The organism is Actinomadura roseirufa, assembly GCF_900659635.1.
In the GTDB taxonomy this organism is placed as follows: Bacteria; Actinomycetota; Actinomycetes; order Streptosporangiales; family Streptosporangiaceae; genus Spirillospora; species Spirillospora roseirufa.
The window spans coordinates 1-16,351 of record NZ_CAACVB010000177.1; the positions used below are offsets into that span (position 1 = coordinate 1).

Annotated in this window: 20 protein-coding genes, 1 other RNA gene and 2 pseudogenes; 13 read left to right on the forward strand and 10 right to left on the reverse strand. The window is 72.4% G+C overall.

Annotated features, from left to right (window positions below):
- Positions 1 to 800: pseudogene (locus tag E1291_RS42310) on the forward strand (hypothetical protein); the annotation flags it as partial.
- Positions 801 to 1,102: 302 nt separating this feature from the next.
- Positions 1,103 to 2,251, forward strand: coding sequence for a carbonic anhydrase (locus tag E1291_RS29015; protein WP_242614437.1), 1,149 nt, complete (start codon positions 1,103 to 1,105; stop codon positions 2,249 to 2,251).
- Between the two features lie 46 nt (positions 2,252 to 2,297).
- Here E1291_RS29015 and E1291_RS29020 read toward each other — a convergent pair whose 3' ends face one another.
- The 3 genes from E1291_RS29020 to E1291_RS29030 all read right to left on the reverse strand — a co-directional run bounded on the left by E1291_RS29020 (position 2,298) and on the right by E1291_RS29030 (position 4,757).
- A complete protein-coding gene (locus E1291_RS29020) occupies positions 2,298 to 2,573 on the reverse strand; it encodes a hypothetical protein (RefSeq protein WP_131741261.1) in 276 nt (91 codons plus the stop codon).
- A 416-nt stretch (positions 2,574 to 2,989) separates the two neighbouring features.
- A complete protein-coding gene (locus E1291_RS29025; RefSeq protein WP_131741262.1) occupies positions 2,990 to 3,190 on the reverse strand; it encodes a hypothetical protein in 201 nt (66 codons plus the stop codon).
- 493 nt (positions 3,191 to 3,683) lie between these two features.
- Positions 3,684 to 4,757 (reverse strand): NsdA family TPR-like regulatory protein, encoded by a 1,074-nt coding sequence (locus tag E1291_RS29030; protein WP_131741263.1) that lies wholly within the window; start codon positions 4,755 to 4,757, stop codon positions 3,684 to 3,686.
- Positions 4,758 to 4,821: 64 nt separating this feature from the next.
- On the opposite strand from E1291_RS29030, the gene E1291_RS42315 reads away from it, so the two are divergent.
- Both E1291_RS42315 and E1291_RS29035 read left to right on the forward strand, forming a co-directional pair.
- A complete protein-coding gene (locus E1291_RS42315; protein WP_165495328.1) occupies positions 4,822 to 4,995 on the forward strand; it encodes a hypothetical protein in 174 nt (57 codons plus the stop codon).
- A gap of 121 nt (positions 4,996 to 5,116) precedes the next feature.
- A complete protein-coding gene (locus E1291_RS29035) occupies positions 5,117 to 5,305 on the forward strand; it encodes a hypothetical protein (protein WP_131741264.1) in 189 nt (62 codons plus the stop codon).
- A 129-nt stretch (positions 5,306 to 5,434) separates the two neighbouring features.
- Here the strand turns inward: E1291_RS29035 and rnpB are convergent.
- The 4 genes from rnpB to E1291_RS29055 all read right to left on the reverse strand — a co-directional run bounded on the left by rnpB (position 5,435) and on the right by E1291_RS29055 (position 8,634).
- An RNA gene (rnpB, locus tag E1291_RS29040) (RNase P RNA component class A) lies at positions 5,435 to 5,823 on the reverse strand.
- Between the two features lie 54 nt (positions 5,824 to 5,877).
- Entirely contained in the window at positions 5,878 to 7,041 is a 1,164-nt protein-coding gene (locus tag E1291_RS29045; RefSeq protein WP_131741265.1) for a bifunctional RNase H/acid phosphatase, read from the reverse strand.
- Positions 7,042 to 7,072: 31 nt separating this feature from the next.
- Positions 7,073 to 7,816, reverse strand: a complete 744-nt coding sequence (locus E1291_RS29050) for a zinc ribbon domain-containing protein (protein WP_131741266.1) — start codon at positions 7,814 to 7,816, stop codon at positions 7,073 to 7,075.
- The gene (locus E1291_RS29055; RefSeq protein ID WP_131741267.1) at positions 7,813 to 8,634 is read right to left on the reverse strand and encodes a Nif3-like dinuclear metal center hexameric protein; all 822 of its coding nucleotides are present in this window, start codon (positions 8,632 to 8,634) and stop codon (positions 7,813 to 7,815) included. The genes E1291_RS29050 and E1291_RS29055 overlap by 4 nt, the downstream gene beginning before the upstream one ends.
- Before the next feature lie 126 nt (positions 8,635 to 8,760).
- Between E1291_RS29055 and E1291_RS29060 the strand changes: the two genes are divergently transcribed.
- The 6 genes from E1291_RS29060 to E1291_RS29085 all read left to right on the forward strand — a co-directional run bounded on the left by E1291_RS29060 (position 8,761) and on the right by E1291_RS29085 (position 12,946).
- Positions 8,761 to 9,285 (forward strand): pyridoxamine 5'-phosphate oxidase family protein, encoded by a 525-nt coding sequence (locus tag E1291_RS29060; RefSeq protein WP_131741268.1) that lies wholly within the window; start codon positions 8,761 to 8,763, stop codon positions 9,283 to 9,285.
- A 59-nt stretch (positions 9,286 to 9,344) separates the two neighbouring features.
- Entirely contained in the window at positions 9,345 to 9,698 is a 354-nt protein-coding gene (locus tag E1291_RS29065) for a DUF6191 domain-containing protein (RefSeq protein WP_131741269.1), read from the forward strand.
- Positions 9,699 to 9,789: 91 nt separating this feature from the next.
- A complete protein-coding gene (locus E1291_RS29070; RefSeq protein WP_131741270.1) occupies positions 9,790 to 10,188 on the forward strand; it encodes a hypothetical protein in 399 nt (132 codons plus the stop codon).
- A gap of 97 nt (positions 10,189 to 10,285) precedes the next feature.
- Entirely contained in the window at positions 10,286 to 11,677 is a 1,392-nt protein-coding gene (locus tag E1291_RS45445; protein ID WP_503108246.1) for a M48 family metalloprotease, read from the forward strand.
- 52 nt (positions 11,678 to 11,729) lie between these two features.
- Positions 11,730 to 12,395 (forward strand): DUF1361 domain-containing protein, encoded by a 666-nt coding sequence (locus E1291_RS29080; RefSeq protein ID WP_131741271.1) that lies wholly within the window; start codon positions 11,730 to 11,732, stop codon positions 12,393 to 12,395.
- An 8-nt stretch (positions 12,396 to 12,403) separates the two neighbouring features.
- The gene (locus E1291_RS29085) at positions 12,404 to 12,946 is read left to right on the forward strand and encodes a GNAT family N-acetyltransferase (RefSeq protein ID WP_242614438.1); all 543 of its coding nucleotides are present in this window, start codon (positions 12,404 to 12,406) and stop codon (positions 12,944 to 12,946) included.
- Here the strand turns inward: E1291_RS29085 and E1291_RS29090 are convergent.
- Together E1291_RS29090 and E1291_RS29095 are read right to left on the reverse strand one after the other, a co-directional pair.
- A complete protein-coding gene (locus E1291_RS29090; protein ID WP_131741273.1) occupies positions 12,924 to 13,340 on the reverse strand; it encodes a VOC family protein in 417 nt (138 codons plus the stop codon). The two genes, E1291_RS29085 and E1291_RS29090, sit on opposite strands and share 23 nt — an antisense overlap.
- Positions 13,341 to 13,345: 5 nt before the next feature.
- Positions 13,346 to 13,726, reverse strand: a complete 381-nt coding sequence (locus tag E1291_RS29095; RefSeq protein WP_242614439.1) for a helix-turn-helix transcriptional regulator — start codon at positions 13,724 to 13,726, stop codon at positions 13,346 to 13,348.
- 146 nt (positions 13,727 to 13,872) lie between these two features.
- Between E1291_RS29095 and nadE the strand changes: the two genes are divergently transcribed.
- The 3 genes from nadE (at position 13,873) to E1291_RS29110 (ending at position 15,830) form a co-directional block, all read left to right on the forward strand.
- On the forward strand, positions 13,873 to 14,715 hold the full coding sequence (gene nadE, locus E1291_RS29100; protein ID WP_131741275.1) for an NAD(+) synthase: 843 nt from the start codon (positions 13,873 to 13,875) through the stop codon (positions 14,713 to 14,715).
- Between the two features lie 117 nt (positions 14,716 to 14,832).
- The gene (locus tag E1291_RS29105; protein ID WP_131741276.1) at positions 14,833 to 15,363 is read left to right on the forward strand and encodes a TetR/AcrR family transcriptional regulator; all 531 of its coding nucleotides are present in this window, start codon (positions 14,833 to 14,835) and stop codon (positions 15,361 to 15,363) included.
- Positions 15,360 to 15,830, forward strand: a complete 471-nt coding sequence (locus tag E1291_RS29110; RefSeq protein ID WP_207400997.1) for a DUF5360 family protein — start codon at positions 15,360 to 15,362, stop codon at positions 15,828 to 15,830. The genes E1291_RS29105 and E1291_RS29110 overlap by 4 nt, the downstream gene beginning before the upstream one ends.
- On the opposite strand, the pseudogene E1291_RS45450 reads toward E1291_RS29110, so the two are convergent.
- A pseudogene (locus tag E1291_RS45450) lies at positions 15,727 to 16,351 on the reverse strand (hypothetical protein); the annotation flags it as partial. The gene E1291_RS29110 and the pseudogene E1291_RS45450 overlap by 104 nt on opposite strands.

Here is a 16,351-nt window from a genome sequence, read left to right on the forward strand (position 1 = left end):
CGTCCACCGGGCCGTCCACCGGGCCGTCCACGCTGCCGGGCATGCCGCCGCCCGCCACTCCGGCCGCGCCCGCGGCGCACGGCGCGCCCGGGTCCGACACCGACGGTCACAAGCTCCCGACCGTGGACGAACTGCTCCAGCGCATCCAGACCGACCGGGGGCAGCGCGGCGGTCCGGGCCAGCCCGACGGCGGGTCCTACGGCGGTTCTCTCAACGACCCGCTGAACGACCCGCTCGGATCCGGCTCCTTCGGCACCGGATCCGGCACCACGGGCGGGACCGGCTCCACCGGCCCCTGGCCCTCGGCCGGGACGGGCTCGGGGTCCGGCGGCACGGGCGGCTACGACACTGGTATCGGCGCGGGCTCGGCGTCCGGTTTCGGCCAGAGTCCCCCGCCCGAGGGCTATCCGGCGACCCCCGCCTACGGCGACACGCCCCGCTACGACGACCCGCTCGGCGGTGGCGGGCGCGGCTCGTTCGGCGGCACCGACGGCGGTCCCGGTGGGACGGGCGGCACCGGCGGCGGCTACGGCGATTTCAGCGGGAGCAGCTACAACAGCGGCTCCGATCCGCTCGCCGCCCCGCACGACCCGGGCGCCGCCTCTCAGGGCGGGTTCGCCGACCCGAACGCCACCCAGGCGTACAACCCGGGCTACCTCGGCGGCCAGCAGGACGGCTATCCGCAGGGCGGCCAGCAGCCCGGTCAGCAGCCGGGCGGCCAGCAGGGCGGCGATACCGGCCCCTACGGTTCCCATCAGCAGCCCGACGACTGGCAGAACCACCGCGACTACCGGCGCTGACCTGCGCCTTCTCCGTCGCGTACGCGCCCGTTCCCGGGTGTGCAAGCTCCAGCGGCCCGTCCGGCATTCCGGGCGGGCCGCAGCCATGTCCGCCTGAGCCGCACATGTTTCCATCCATAGTGCGACTCCCGCGCCACCGAAAGTAGCCACCCTCCGCCGAGACCTGCTCGCCCCGCTCGTCGTGTTCCTGGTCGCGATCCCGCTGTCGCCCGGCATCGCCGTCGCGTCCGGGGCACCGGTCGGACTCATCGCCGCTGCGCCGGCATCGCGAGGCCCCCGCCTGCTACGGCACGCTCGGCGGCGTGGTGCTCCTCGGGCTCGGCGAGGGCGTCCTGCTCGGCATCAGGATCGTGGCGGTGCCGGCGCTGCGCAGGCTGACCCGGCTGTCGGTACGCGCGGAGCGGCTCGTCCCCGGCGCCGCCGACGGGCCCGTCCCGCACCGCTGGCACGTTGTCGTCGAGGGCACATTGACCTTCCTCGGAGTCCCGCGAGTGACACGGCGGCTGAAGGACGTCCCGGTGGGCTTGAGCGTCGGCCTGGACCTGAACGTCGACTTCATGGACCATGCCTCGTTCGACGCCGTCCACCAATGGCGGCCGGCCCACGAACGGCAAGGAGGGAGGGGCGACATCGACGAGGTTCACGAGGCTTGGTATGAAAGAGCTGTGACAGGCGATATGTCTCCGCCGCGCAAGTCGTCCCCTCCGGCCCGCTGGTGGGCCCCGTGGGCGAACCGACGCAGGCGGTCCGAAGCCGAGCTCGACGCGCCCGAGGTCTCCCCGAGCGCCCTGCTGCTGGCGGGCGTCCGCGAGTACCACGGCAGTACCGCACGCCTCGTCCGGCCGATCATGGCCGAGCTGGCGATGGAGCAGAAGCCCGAGCATCTCTTCATCACCTGCGTGGACTCGCGCGTGGTGCCCAACATCATCACCGCGAGCGGTCCGGGCGACCTGTTCATCAACCGCAACGTCGGCAACCTCGTCCCGCGGCACGGGACGCGCACCCCCGACGACGCCGTCGCGGCCACCGTGGAGTACGCCACCAGCGTCCTCGACATCCGCACGATCACCGTCTGCGGCCATTCCAACTGCGGCGCCATGGCGGCGCTCCTGGCGGGCGGCGGCGAGGTCGCGCACCTGCACAGCCTGACGCGCTGGCTCAAGCACGGCAACCACAGCCTCGCGCGGTTCCTGGACACCGAACCCGAACCCGACTCGGACGAGCCGCCGCTCACCCGGCTCTGCAAGATCAACGTTATGCAGCAGCTCGACAACCTGCTCACCTACCCGTGGCTGCGCGAGCGGGTGGAGTCCGGCGAGATCGAGCTTGTGGGCCTCTACCTCGACCTGAAGTCCGCCAAGGTCGAGGTCCTCGACCGGGCCGCGCAGACCTTCGTCCCCGTCCCCGACGAGGCGCCCGGCGAGCGCGCGGACCGGGCGAGTCACGCCTGACCCGGGCACCGCCCCGGCCCGCGCGGCCGGGGCGGCACCCGGCGCCTCAGCGCCCGACCAGCTCGTCGCCGCGCAGGTCGCCGCCGTCCCCGATGTCGTCGCTCCCCGTACCGCTGGCGCGGCGGTCCCCGCCGCCGTCGACCGACAGGAATTCGCTACCGCGGGTGTACATTCCGGTCACCCGGCGAGCCCTCCGCGCACGCCGGGTGGACGCCGGGAGGAACAACGCGTCGCGCCGGCTGGCCCGCGCGAAGTCCGCCAGGTAGATCAGTGACGCCAGCAAACCGACGAGCGCGAACACCATGACCACGATGATGAACACCGGCGCTCCTCTCCGCGGGGCCCGGCACCCGCGCCCCGCCGTCACCGCCGACCGTGAAGATCAGCTCTACCTTGGACGTTAGGCGCGCCCTATTCGATCTTTTGTGTCGCGTGACCTGAACGGGACGAGTTCCAGGCCACTCCTCCCCGATGCCCGTTTAACTGCACATCCCAAGTCCCCCGGGGTTCTCCCCCACGACACCGACACGCCCGCAGCACCCGCGCCTAGCCCGGATACGGCCTCATGCGCGGAGGTAAGACACGGCCCGCGGCGACGGGCGGCCCTCATGTTCGGTGCCCTGGCCGACCACTAGACCGGCGACCGCGCCCGGGGTCGGAGACGCCGCCTGCGGGCTTCGGTATGAGCCCCCAGGACACAGCGTCGCAGGCGAGGAGGTCCACACGGGAGTCAGAGGGTCAGCTGAGGAGGTTGTGGATAGATATCCCCATCATCAGCAGTCCCCAGAAGATGATGATCACTCGGTTGATGACGGGGTTCTGGACCACCGTTCCAGTGGTGAAGGTCCTCCGTTTGCGCTGGATCAGGCGGGCGACCGGCCCGTTGAGGATCGCGACCATGGCTCCGACCACGATCAGAAGAATCCACAGCAATCCCATCGCTACCGCCTCGTCCTCTTGGTGATATAAGCCAGCGTCAACGCGACGATGACGCCTGCGATCAGCAGGACGATCTGGCTTCGACACCGCCAGTGCTGGTCTGACCCCCTCCACTAATGCCGGGGGATCCAACACCGAAGAACGAAGTGGGAGCCAGGTTCCCTTCGTCGTCTCCGACGATTCCCACCCCTACGCACATGCCTTGATGTTCACCTCAGTGGACAACAGGCCCGTGGTGTCGGCGGTCGTTTCCCCGAAGGGGCCGTAGGACCTCTTTCTCGTCCGCCTGGACTGGCGCAGATCACAGAGATCACGATGTGGCCGGTCAAGGGGAGGAGGCCGCCGTGACGACCCATTCCGCAGGGCTGCGGCGGTGAGTGAGTCCGAGCGAAGCGGCGGCGTCGCGGTTACAGGGGCCCCGCTCAGGCGTCGCCGTTCTCTCGTTCGATGGTGCGCCCCGTTCATCGACGTCGCACGTGAGAGAGCGCGCTCCTCAGGTCGGCTCGGGGCAGTGCTCACCGTCCAACCGCTCCAGTAGCTCTCTCACCTGGGGGACGTCCTGATACTGCTTCAGGCGCTCCAGAACCACGGCGGCACGCTGGTCCGTGCGGTCACTGGCCACGTCGGCCGACAGTTTCAGCATCCGGGATGCGGCTGCTGCCGCCTGCTCGGGTTCGTTGGCGTCACCTCCGCCGTCTTCGGCGAGCGCCGTCGACGCCTCGCCCAGTGACCGCATGGCCTCCTGGGCATCGTGCGCGCGGGCCATCGCCCATGCGATGCGGTCCCAGGCGAGTGCTCGCATCCGTGGCGGCGCGTCCGGACCGGCGGCCTCCAGCGCCTCGCGTCCGAGTTGAACGCCGTGCCGCGAGTCCTCGACGTTCGTGGTCTGGTACGCCAGCGAACCGATCAGGTTGCAGACGAGTGAGCCGTTCTCGGCCTCGCGCGCCGCGTCGATGCCGAGGCGGTAGGTCTCCGCCGCGCGCCGGTGAAGGCCCGCATCACCGGCGACCCATCCCGCGATCTGCGCGAACTCGCCGATCACCGATAACAGCGCACGACCCGTCTCCTCGCCATGGGTGCTCTCCCGGTAGATCCGCACCGCGGCATCCAGCTCACGGAACGCCGGAACGAGCAGGTCACGCCCGGCGAGGACGTCGTCGGCGAGCCGCAGAGCGTGCACCCGGGCCGCGAGATCGGCCACGATGCCCGACCCGACGCGGCGACCGGTCACGGCCGCGAGGCGCCCCGGCGGATCCCCCGCGGGAAGCGGCTCGGCCACCGTGGTTTCGCCGTCATCGCCGAAGAGGTCCAGCTCGGACAGGCCGGTGACACGGGCGTACAGCGGCCGGTAGATCGGGCCCGGAATGTAGTCGCCGCGCTCCCACTGTTTGATCATGTCTGCGAGGCTTCGGACGGTCGGCAGACCGTCGGCGTCGGGTCCGGCCGCGGCGCGGAGCATGAGGGCCCACTTCTCACGGGACCGATGGGCGCGCCCGTGCCGATCACGTGGTTCTTCGCGCAGCCTGCGCAGGCGTGCGCCGATCGCCTTCTTGTCGGCGGTGGACACAGCGATTTACCTCTCGGCAGGAGGGGAGGCCACCTCCCCGTCCCTCCTCAGTCTCCCTCTGGCGTTGGAGACCACGGCGGAGGGCATCGACGTTCGACCGGAGCCCGAGCACCCTGGCGCCTACGGGCGGCTCGGCACGTTGATGTCCCGGCTTCAGGCTCATGGGCTGGAGACCGTCCTTGAGCGGCGCAAGCTGATCGTGATCAACCCGAAGGCGCCGGGCTGCGGCGGTGAGTGAGTCCGGGTGTGGACGCGGGGGGACGGGTAACGCGGCAGATCCCCCCGCGTCCGCTTCACCCGGCGAGCGCCTCGAAGAGCTGGCGCTGCTGGTGCGCAGGCGCTTTTCCGGTGTGGCGCCGATGCTGCCGCGTGGCACGGAGATCCTGCATCTCATCCGGCCCGGCATGGGGCCCCACTACGTCGTCTGGGCCCGTCATCGCTCGGCGTACATCTGGTACTGCGGACCCGACCACGGCGCACAGCTCGGTGCCACGGCGGAGCAGGCCGCCGGGACGATCGGCCGGACGTTGGGCCTGTCCCCCTCGTGACCGCCGTGCGGATGGCGGGACGGGCAGTGGTCCGCCGCCTACGCCAACGGGCGTCACGGTCCACCCCTCGCTGAACAAGGGCGAGCCACCAGGCTCGCCCTTGACCGTCTTCGCAGTGCATACGTACGACGGACGAGTCGGCCTGTAAGCCGGGTTCTGTGCCCGCCGCTCTGGCGGCGGGTGACGGCCATCCATCTCGGGCCGCCGTTGCCGGCGGTCTCCAGCGGTCTACCCGCAGGCTCGGGCGGGCCGCCCTCAGGCGCCTGCGCGGGGAACTTCCGCTCCCCTTCTTGACCTTGCTCCGGGTGGGGTTTACCGAGCCGCCCACGTCACCGTGGGCGCTGGTGAGCTCTTACCTCACCGTTTCACCCTTACCACCGGCGTACCGGTGGCGGTCTGTTCTCTGTGGCACTGTCCCGCGGGTCACCCCGGGTCGGCGTTACCGACCACCCTGCCCTGTGGAGCCCGGACTTTCCTCGGTGGGGACGGGTCCCCGCCGCGGCCGCCCGGCCGGCTCGTCCGCCGTGATCCCCAGCCTAGCGGGTCGGGCGGACGGTCCGGGCGCCGGGCGGTCAGCGGTCGAGATGGTGGGCGTCGTTGAAGGTGAGGAGGGACGCCGGGCCGTCGTCGTACCAGTCGACGGACGACAGCGACGCCACGTCCAGCCGCATCCGGTACAGCGAGGCCAGGGGCGCCCCGAGGGCGTCGCGCACGAGAAGCTTGATGGGCGTGACGTGCGAGACGACCAGGACCGTCCGGTGGCGGTGGCGGACCTTGAGCTTGTCCAGGGCGGTGCGGACGCGCCGGGAGACGCGGGTGAAGCTCTCTCCGCCGGGCGGCGCGACGGCGGGGTCGGCCAGCCACGCCTTCAACTCGGCGGGCCATCGTTCACTCGCCTCTTGGAAGGTGAGGCCCTCCCACTCGCCGAAGTCGGTCTCCCGGAATCCCTCCTCGACGCGGACGTCCAGGCCGGTGACGGCGGCGACCTCCGCGGCGGTGTCGCGGCAGCGTGACAGCGGGGAGGTGACGATGGCGTCGAGGCCGCGGTCCTTGAGGGCGAGGGCGGCTGCCCTGGCCTGGGCCAGCCCGGTGGTGGTGAGCGGGACGTCGCCCGTCCCCGCGAAGCGCTTCTCCGCCGAGAGCGGCGTCTCCCCGTGCCGCAGCAGCAGCGTTGTCGTCGGGGTGGACGAGGCGGGCCGCCACGGTGCCGTGCCCGCCTGCTTCGTCTCTCCAAGCACGGCCTGGTCCTGCCCGTGCTCGTCTTGGCCTGGGCCCGCGAGGGCGGGGGTCTCCTCCACCTTGCGGGTCCAGTGCTCGCCGCGCGCCGCCGCGTCCATCGCCTCGTTGGCGAGCCGGTCGGCGTGCGCGTTGCGGTTGCGCGGGATCCAGCCGTAGGAGACCGGGCCCAGTCCGGAGGCGAGCTCCCGCGCGCGCGCCGCCAGCGGGATCATGTCCGGGTGCTTGATCTTCCAGCGGCCCGACATCTGCTCGACCACGAGCTTGGAGTCCATGCGGACCTCCACGCGCGCGGCCGGGTCGATGTCGGCCGCGGCGGACAGCCCGGCGATCAACCCCCGGTACTCGGCCACGTTGTTGGTGGCGTGCCCGATCGACTCGGCGACCTCCGCCAGGACCTCGCCGGTCAGCGCGTCCCGGACGAGGGCGCCGTAGCCGGCCGGGCCCGGGTTGCCGCGGGACCCGCCGTCGGCCTCGACGACCAGCCTGCGCACGCTCACGCGGCCGCCCCGGCGCCGCGTCCGGCCGCGGTCACAGCCCGGACTCGGGGGTGCGGACGAGGACGCGGCGGCACTCCTCGCACCGGATCACCTCGTCCTGCGCGGCGGCGCGGATGCGGTTCAGGTCCACGGTGTTGAGCGCCAGGTGGCAGCCCTGGCAGGCGCCGCGGAACAGCTTGGCCGCGCCGACGCCGCCGAACTGGCCGCGCAGCTTCTCGTAGAGGCCGAGCAGATCCTCCGGGACGTCCTTGGCGACCGTGGTCCGGGCCGCGCTCGTCGTCCCGGCCTCCTCGTCGATGTCCTTCTGCGCGGCGTCGCGGCGCTGGACGAGCGCGTCCAGCTCCTCCTGCGCGGCGGACCGGTCGGCGCCCAGCGCGGCCACCCGGCTCTGCGCCTCCTCGGTGCGCTCCATGATCTCCAGCACGACCTCCTCCAGGTCGGACTGGCGGCGGTTCAGGGACTCGATCTCCGTCTGGAGGCCGCTGAGGTCCTTGGCGGAGGTCACCTGGCCCGAGTCGAGCCGCTTCTGGTCGCGCTCGGCGCGCGCGCGGACCTGGTCGACGTCCTGTTCCGCCTTCTTCTGCTCCCGCTCGAGGTCGCCGACCTCCGTCTCCGCGGCCACGATCGCGTCGCGCAGCTCGATGAGACGGCCCTCGAGCCGCTCGATCTCCGCCAGCTCGGGCAGCGTGCGGCGGCGGTGGGCCAGCCGGTCCAGCGAGCTGTCCAGGTCCTGCAGGTCGATCAGGCGAAGCTGGGCTTGCGGTGCGGCTTTCACTTTGCTCCTTCGTGATGCAGGCGCCACGCGTCGGTGACGAGCGTGGACACCCGGGTCTCCAACGTGCCCGCTTCAGGTGAGGCCGCGGCCAGCCGGCGCTCCGCGTCGGCCAGCCAGGGCCATTCGGTCGCCCAGTGCGCGGCGTCCACCAGCGCCGGCCCGCCGTGCTCGGCGAACTCCGACGCGGGGTGGTGCCGCAGGTCGGCCGTGAGGTAGACGTCGACGCCGGCCTCGCGCGCCGCGCCGAGCAGGGAGTCGCCCGCGCCGCCGCAGACCGCGACCGTGCGGACGGTGCGGTCGGGCTCGCCCGCGGCTCGCACGCCCCAGGCCGTGCGCGGCAGTCCCGACGCCGCGAGGGCCGTGAACTCCGCCAGGGTCACCGGTTCGGCCAGCTCCCCGATCCGGCCGTGGCCGCGCCGCGGGTCGCCGTCGGCGGGCGCCATCGGGCGCAGCTCCCCCGTCACGCCGACGGCGCGCGCCAGGGCGTCCGACACCCCGGGGTCGGCCACGTCGGCGTTGGTGTGCGCGGTGTACAGCGCCAGGCCGCCGCCGATCATCCGGTGCACCAGCCGGCCCTTGGGAGTGGTGGCGGCGACGGAGTGCACCGGCCGCAGCAGCAGCGGGTGGTGGGTCACCAGCAGATCGGCGCCCCACGCCAGCGCCTCGGCCACCACGGCGGCCACCGGGTCGACGGCGAACATGACCCGGCCCACGTCCCGGCCGGGGTCGCCGCAGACGAGCCCGACGGCGTCCCAGGACTCCGCCCACGACGGTGGATACAGCTCTTCCAGAGCCGAGATGACATGGGATAGGCGCACGTCCCGCAGGCTACCGCGCCGAGCCGCCCGCGCCGAGCCACCGAGCGTTACCGCCCGGCCCCGCGTTCTGAAACGATATGCCCCCGGAGAGCCAGTCGAGGGGAGAACACCATGTCGGCTTCCGGCATGTCGGCTTCCGGTGCCGTCACGGGCCCGGAGCCCGCCGCCGACCGCCCGCACATGCCCGGTTACGGCATCCGGGACGCGGACGAGGGAGGCGGCCTGCTGCCCTGGTCCTGGGCGGTGGAGCGGCTGCGCGCGGCCCGCAACTTCTGGTTGTGCACCGTCCGGCCGGACGGGCGGCCGCACGCCATGCCGGTGTGGGGCGCGTGGTCGGGGGAGGCGCTGATGTTCAGCAGCAGCGTCCCGTCCCGGAAGATGGTGAACCTGCGCGCCAACCCCCAGGTCGTGGTGACGACCGAGGAGGCCGAGAACCCCGTGGTGATCGAGGGCCGGGCCGAGATCGTCACCGAACCGGGGGCCTTGCAGCGGTTCATCGACCTGGTCAACGCCAAGTACGCCACCGGCTATCGTGTTGACTTCTTGGACCCCGTGGTGAACGCGACCGTAGCGGTACGGCCACAGCGGGCGTTCGGGCTGCGCCAGGGAGATTTCACCGGTTCTCCCACCCGGTGGTCGTTCGGAACCTGAGTGTCCGATCCGTGCGTCCACCGGGGATCAATCTGGAGACGAGTCGCGTTGGAGAGTGTGTGAAGTCACCCTTTCGCCGCCGCAAGCGCGTCAAGGGCCGTGCCATGGGCAACAGGCCCGAGCCGGCCGAGCAGGAGATCGTCGAGTGGCCCCGCGAGGGCACGGGCAAGTCGTCCCTGATGGGCGCCATCCGTGGCGACGGGGAGACGGGCGCCGGCTTCGGCGGCGGCATGTTCGAGGATCTCGCCTCGGCGTTCGAGGGCTCCAAGAAGGTCAAGCAGGAGGAGCAGCAGCGCGAGAAGATCCTGCGCCAGGACGACCACGAGCAGACCGGGTCGGGCTCCGCGCGCGACGACCTGGAGTCCGGCAAGATCCGCATCCGCCGTTCCGCGCAGCCGCCCGCGGCGGAGTGATCCCGCCCGCCCAGCGGGAGGCCGCCCGGCGCGGCGCGTCGCGGGCCTCCCGCATTCGAACACGGGTTCGACCTCGGGTTATCCTGGGTCCGTGAGCACGCACGTCCCGCCCGGATGGCCCGCCCAGGTGCATCCTCCGGGCAGCGAGCGCTTCGAGGAGACCGCCCTCGCCTGGCTGCTCGAGCTCGTCCCGCCGGAGTACCGCCGCTACGGCGTCCTGCGCCGCTTCCCCCTCGCCCTGGCGCGGATGGCCCGCCATCACGTGAACGCCTCCGTCGACGCGGCCCGCGAGGGCTTCCGGACCGCGCGCGTGGATCTCGGCGACGTCGTCCCGCCGCACGGCATCGAGGCCGTCCTGGACACCTACCGCCGCGAGGGCGCCCGGCTCGTCGCCCTCCAGCACGGCGTCGAGCTGGTCGAGACGGCCCTGCGCGGCCTGGCCGAGCCCGGCGCCGCCGAGCACCGCCGCCCCTTCACCCCCAAGCTCTGACGGTCCCGTTGACACCTCCCGTTGACGGTGCGGCGGGCGGTGCGCGAGCCTGGACGCCGATGCCGATCTGTCCCCTGGGCCCGGAAGGCGGGATCCGGTGAGCGCAGCGCCTGGGTGGTACCCCGACCCCCGGTGGATGGGACGCGAACGCTTCTGGGACGGCGGCGCGTGGACGAACGAGTCGCGCCCCTGGAAGGGCGGGCCGGGCTCCTCCGCGCCTCCGCCGGAGGACTTCGGGCCGTCCGTCCTCTCACCTCATCCGCAGGAGGCCGAGCCTCCCGCTCCCGCGCCCCCCTTGTGGGACGCCGAGTCCTCATCCCCCATGCCCCCTCCACGACAGGCCGCCTCCATGACACCCTGGCCCGAGCCGACCGAGTCGCCCGCGCGCGCTCCGCGACGAACGGAAGGGCCCACAGAGGACGACACATCGGCCCGGACGGGTGCATCGGAGGCGTGGAAAAACGCCTCCTCGGATGCATGGGCGGCGGCGCTTCAGGTCGACGAGCCGCCTTCCACACCGGCGGCGCCTCCCATAGATCTCGCCAAGAATCCTCAAGACGAGTCGAGCCCGCCCAAGGAGGAGGCTCCCAAGGCCGACGAGGAGGACGTGTCCCCGGTCGTCGTGGTGGAGGACCCGCCCGAGGAGCGGAGATCCCTCCAGGACTTGGAGCGGCTCGCGCAGCCGAGGTTCCCGGTCGGGTTGAGCGCGCTGCTGTTCGCCGAGGCGCTGATCGTCGCCTTCGTGGCCTACGCGCTGAACCGGCTCTTCCCCTTCTGGGGCGCGGTGGTGCCGCTCGTGGCGTGGGCGCTGGTCACGTCGCTGGTGCTCGTCCCTGCGACGATGCGCCGGTTGTCCGGTTACCGGAGGCCGACCGAGGACGAGCGCGCCGCGTTGGGGAAACCGTGGCGTGAGGTCCTCCAGGACGCGGGCCTCCATCCCCGGGCCTTCCACCTCGTGGTCACCGACTCCGAGGAACTGAACTCCTGCGCGCCGGTCTGGCGGTTCGTCGCGGTGACCTCCCACTCCGCGGGCTCGCTCCCGGCCGACCGGCTGGCGGGCGTGCTCGCCCACGAACTCGGCCACGTCCTCGGCTGGCGGATGCTCCCGGCGTTCGTCCACGCCCAGCTCACCCTTCCGAGCCGCGCCCTCCTGTGGACGGCGCGGCTGCCCTGGACGCCCGTCGCCCCCATGTGGAAGCGCGCGGTGGCCTGGCACAGGCCGATCGGCTTCCTGCTGGTCTTCCTGCTCGCCTTCGCCGCGGGCGTGGCGACCCTGATCCTCGCGATCCCCACCGGGGCGGCCTACGCCGCCGCCCTGCTCGCCCGGTTCGCCGCCGGACGGTCCGAGGCCGGAGCCGACGCCGTCGCCGCCCGGCTCGGGAGGGGCGCCGGGCTCCTGGCCGCGCTGGACGGGCGAGTCGAGCAGGCCGAGCACGAACTGCCGCTCCCCCTCGTCCACCGGGCGCGCAAGCTCCGCCGCCTCGTCTGAAAGATCGCCGGTCGGTCCCCTCACGGAGACACCGCTCATGCATGATGAGGTCATGGGCCTCATCAATGAGATCGCTCCGAATCTCGTCGACGTCCTTCGTCGCGACTCTTGGTGGATGGGCTGGAACACGCTCCTGGCCTGGATCCCCGTTCTTCTCGCCTTGGCGCTGTTCCGGGGCGGCGCGCCCCGGCGCCCCTCCCGCTCCCCGTTCTGGTGGGCGGGCCTGGCGTTGTTCGCGCTGTTCCTGCCCAACGCGCCGTATGTGATCACCGATCTGGTCCATCTCCGGCACGACCTGCTGATGGCGAACCAGGACGGCCCCGTCGTGACCGCCGTCCTGCCGGTCTACCTGGTGTTCATCGGATCCGGCCTGCTGGCCTACTACCTCGCCCTGGGCGCCGCGCTGCGCCATCTGGCCCGGCTCGGCCTGGGCGCCTGGCAGGGCCGTGTCGCCCTCGCCGCGCACGCCCTCTGCGCCCTCGGCGTCTTCCTCGGCCGCTGGGCCCGCCTCAACAGCTGGGAACCCGTGATGGACCCGCACGCCGCGCTCGAGCGGATCCTCTACAACCTGACCTGGACCTGGGCCCCGGTCCTCATCGTCGTCACCTTCCTGGTCACCTGGATGGGGCATTTCATGACCCGGGCGATCGCGGAGGCCGTCCGCGACACCACCGTCCGCGGGGCCCGCCAGCTCCGCACGACCCTCACCTCGTCCTGACCGTGACCATGACGCGGCTGGAGACCCCCCGCCTGCTCCTGCGTCCTCTGACGGGGGACGACTTCGACGCCTTCGCCGCGATGATGGCCGACCCGGACGTCGCACGGCACCTGTCCCCCGGCACCCCCTGGCCCCCGGACGCCTCGTGGCGCAACCTCGCCCTCTTCATGGGGCACGAGGCGATCCGCGGCTACTCCAACTGGGCCCTCGTCGAGCGCGCGTCCGGCGCCTTCGTCGGCCGCGCCGGACCCTGGCGGCCGCACGGCTGGCCCGGGTTGGAGATCGGGTGGTGCCTGGCCCGCGAGCACTGGGGCAAGGGGTACGCCACCGAGGCCGCCCGCGCCGCGGTGTCCTACTGCTTCGAGGAGCTCCACGCCGACGAGGTGATATCCCTCATCGCCAAGGAGAACGCGCCGTCGATCCGTGTGGCGGAGCGGATCGGCCACACCTTCCAGCGCGAAACCCAGGTCGGTGGTGTTCCGTGCTACCTGTACGCCCAGTCCGCCGGGCCCGGACAGGGGAACGGACTCACTGTTTCCGGGGCTGGTTGAAGCGCAGCATGTTCCCGGCGGGGTCGCGGAAGGCGCAGTCGCGGACGCCGTAGGGTTGGTCCATGGGTTCCTGCAGAACCTCGCCCCCGGCGGCGCTGATCCTCTCGAAGGTGGCGTCGCAGTCGTCGGTCTCGAAGATGACGGCGCGCAGCAGGCCCTTGGCCAGCAGCCGCGCCATCGCCTCCCGGTCGGCGGGCGAGGCGTTCGGGTCCGCCAGGGGCGGTTCCAGGACGATCTCCACCCCGGGCTGGGAGGGCGCCCCGACGGTCACCCAGCGCATCCCCTCGAAACCGACGTCGTTGCGCACCTCCAGGCCGAGCACGTCCCGGTAGAAGGCGAGCGCCTTGTCGTGGTCGTCGACGGCGATGAAGCAGGTCGAAAGCCGAATGTCCATGTGATTCACGCTACGGGCGGGGGCACCGGGCCGGTCGCACGGCCCCGGACCGGGCGCGTGTGGATCTTGGCGTAGCAGGCCGGGATGGCGGCTCCCTCGTCGTGGCGGCGGGCCCGGTAGGCGCTCGGGCTCTCGCCGACCAGCTCGGTGAACCGCGAGCTGAACGATCCCAGCGACGTGCAGCCGACCGCGAGGCAGACCTCCGTCACCGTCAGGTCGCCCCGCCGCAGCAGCGCCTTGGCCCGCTCGATCCGGCGCGTCATCAGGTAGCCGTAGGGCGTCTCCCCGAACGCGTCGCGGAAACTGCGGGAGAAATGGCCCGGCGACATCAGGGCGACGCGCGCCAGCGCGGGGACGTCGAGCGGCTCCGCGTAGTCGCGGTCCATCAGGTCACGGGCCTTGCGCAGCCGGACGAGGTCCTCCAGGGTCACCCGTCCACCATCCCACAGCCCCCGGATCCTCCGGCAGGGCGCCGCCCAGGTATCTCCCACACGAAATTCCCAGCTCAGATCACGGCAAGTACAGTGCGTGGATGGCGAACCTACGGGAGCGGATCCTCGCCGAACTCGGCGTCCAGGCGACCATCGTCCCCAAAGTCGAAATCCGGCGGCGGGTCGACTTCCTCAAGGACTACCTCCGTTCGACCCCGGCCAAGGGCTTCGTGCTCGGGATCAGCGGCGGGCAGGACAGCACGCTGACCGGCAGGCTGTGCCAGCTCGCGGCCGAGGAGCTGCGCGCGGAGGGCCACGAGGCCACCTTCGTCGCGATGCGGCTGCCCTACGGCGTGCAGGCCGACGAGCACGACGCGCGGATCGCGCTGGACTTCGTCCGTCCGGACCGGTCGATCGCGGTCGACGTCAAGCCGAGCGCGGACGCCGCCGCCGCGCAGGCCGCGTTCGGCGCGGGCGAGCTGCTGGACGGAGAGGCCCGGCTGCGGGACTTCGTGCGCGGCAACATCAAGGCCCGCGAGCGCATGGTGCTGCAGTACGCGGTCGCCGGGCAGCTGGGGCTGCTCGTCGTGGGCACCGACCACGCGGCCGAGGCGGTGACCGGCTTCTTCACCAAGCACGGCGACGGCGGCGTCGACGTCACCCCGCTCACCGGGCTGACCAAGCGGCAGGGGGCCGCGCTGCTGCAGGAGCTGGGCGCGCCGCCGAGCTGCTGGGAGAAGGTGCCGACCGCCGATCTCGAGGACGACCGGCCCGCGCTGCCCGACGAGGAGGCCCTCGGCCTGCCGTACGCCCGGATCGACGACTACCTGGAGGGCGCGGACGTCCCGCCGGAGGTGGCGGCGAAGGTGGAGTCGATCTACCTCGCGACCCGGCACAAGCGCACCGTCCCGGTGACCCCGCTCGATGACTGGTGGCGGCACTGATCATCGGACGTCCGGCCGGGTAGGCGGGCCGGGGCGGCGCACCGGGCCGGTTGGACCCGGCGCGTCCGCACGGGTACCATTCCGACCGTCTAGACGGTTGGAATTCAGGGGGGCGCGGTGCGGGATCGGATTTTGGACGCCGTCGAGCGGCTGCTCGTCGCGGGCGGCGCGGACGCGATCAGGCTGGACGCGGTGGCGGCCGAGGCGGGGGTCAGCAAGGGCGGCCTGCTGCACCACTTCAGGTCCAAGCAGGCGCTGATCGAGGGGGTGCTGCGCCGGCTGGTCGACAGGTTCGAGGCCGAGCTGCCGCCGGAGGGCTCGCCGCCCGGCACCTTCACCCGGATCTGGCTGGACGCCACGATCCCCGAGGACGACGTCCCCGCGCGGGGCCAGGGCGACCGGGTCGCGGTGGCGCTGCTGGCCGGGCTGTCCGGGGGGCCGGAGGTGCTGGCCGTGCTCCGGCGGTACTACGAGACCTGGCAGGCCAGGCTCGCCGGGGACGGCCTCGACCCCGCCACGGCCACGCTCGTCCGTCTCGCCGTCGACGGCTGGTGGATGGCGCGGCTGCTGGACCTGGCCCCGCCCGCCGACGGTCTCCACCGCCGGGTGCGGGCGCGGCTGGCCGCGATGACCGAGGAGGTCGCGTGAGGCCCGGCACGCCCCGGCCCGCCGGGCCCGCCCGCCGCCGTCCCGGTGCGGCACCGGTGAACCGCGTCCTGCGGTCCACGAAGGTCGCCATGCTGCTCACCGATGTCGGTCTGCTGCTCTACTGGGCCGTGGTGTTCGCCGACCTCATCCCGCCGGAGCTGGCCTACAAGGACTACACCGACCCGATCCTGAGCGACTGGAACACCTCGTTCGTCCTGCTCGACATGGCGGCCAGCCTCACCGGGCTGGCCTCGCTGTGCCGCCCGCCCGGACGCTCGGCGCTGATGACGGTCTCGCTCACCCTGACCAGCACCGCGGGGCTCCAGGCGGTCGCGTTCTGGGCCCTGCGCGGCGACTTCTCGGTCACCTGGTGGGCGCCCAACCTGTTCCTGCTGCTGTTCCCACTGCCCGCCCTGGTCGTCCTGGTCCGTCCTCCCACAGGGTCCGCCACCACGTGTACGGGGTGAGGACGGGGCGCAGGAGGGCCATGCGGTGGAGGTCACGGGGCGAGAGCGGGGTTCGGGCGAAGACGACGTACGGGACCGCGCAATAGGCGATGACCGTGATCGAGCCCCAGTGGACGTCCGACAGCAGCGCGAGGACGACCAGCGCGTACACGCACATCGAGCGGGTGACGGTCTGGACGACGGAGACGCCCTCCGCCCTCAGCCAGGCGGCCCGCCCCCGGCAGGCGGGCGCCCGCGGCGTCAGATGGCTGGGCACGACCACGCGGCCGACCCGCGGGTCGGGGACGTGGCCCGTCCGCACGACGGCGGCGAAGCCCGCGCCGTGGGCCGAGCGGGCCACGTCCATCGCCCGGACCACGGGCAGGTCGGCGGGGATGAGGTCGACGGCCGCGAGGTCGTGGTCGCGCGCGTGGGCGATCGCGGCGCGGCGGGTCGGCGGGGACAGCACGGCGCCGTCGGCGGTGACGACGTCGTAGACGCCGGGTTCGCGGAGATCGGAAGAGCACACGTCTGAACTCCAG

Excerpts from the sequence above, each read along its gene's own strand:
- E1291_RS29035 (WP_131741264.1), top strand. The coding sequence starts at position 5,117 with ATGCTGCCGCGTGGCACGGAGATCCTGCATCTCATCCGGCCCGGCATG.
- E1291_RS29085 (WP_242614438.1), top strand. The coding sequence starts at position 12,404 with ATGACGCGGCTGGAGACCCCCCGCCTGCTCCTGCGTCCTCTGACGGGG.
- E1291_RS29080 (WP_131741271.1), top strand. The coding sequence starts at position 11,730 with ATGGGCCTCATCAATGAGATCGCTCCGAATCTCGTCGACGTCCTTCGT.
- E1291_RS29060 (WP_131741268.1), top strand. The coding sequence starts at position 8,761 with ATGTCGGCTTCCGGTGCCGTCACGGGCCCGGAGCCCGCCGCCGACCGC.
- E1291_RS29090 (WP_131741273.1), bottom strand. The coding sequence starts at position 13,340 with ATGGACATTCGGCTTTCGACCTGCTTCATCGCCGTCGACGACCACGAC.
- E1291_RS29025 (WP_131741262.1), bottom strand. The coding sequence starts at position 3,190 with ATGGGATTGCTGTGGATTCTTCTGATCGTGGTCGGAGCCATGGTCGCG.
- nadE (WP_131741275.1), top strand. The coding sequence starts at position 13,873 with ATGGCGAACCTACGGGAGCGGATCCTCGCCGAACTCGGCGTCCAGGCG.
- E1291_RS29095 (WP_242614439.1), bottom strand. The coding sequence starts at position 13,726 with ATGGACCGCGACTACGCGGAGCCGCTCGACGTCCCCGCGCTGGCGCGC.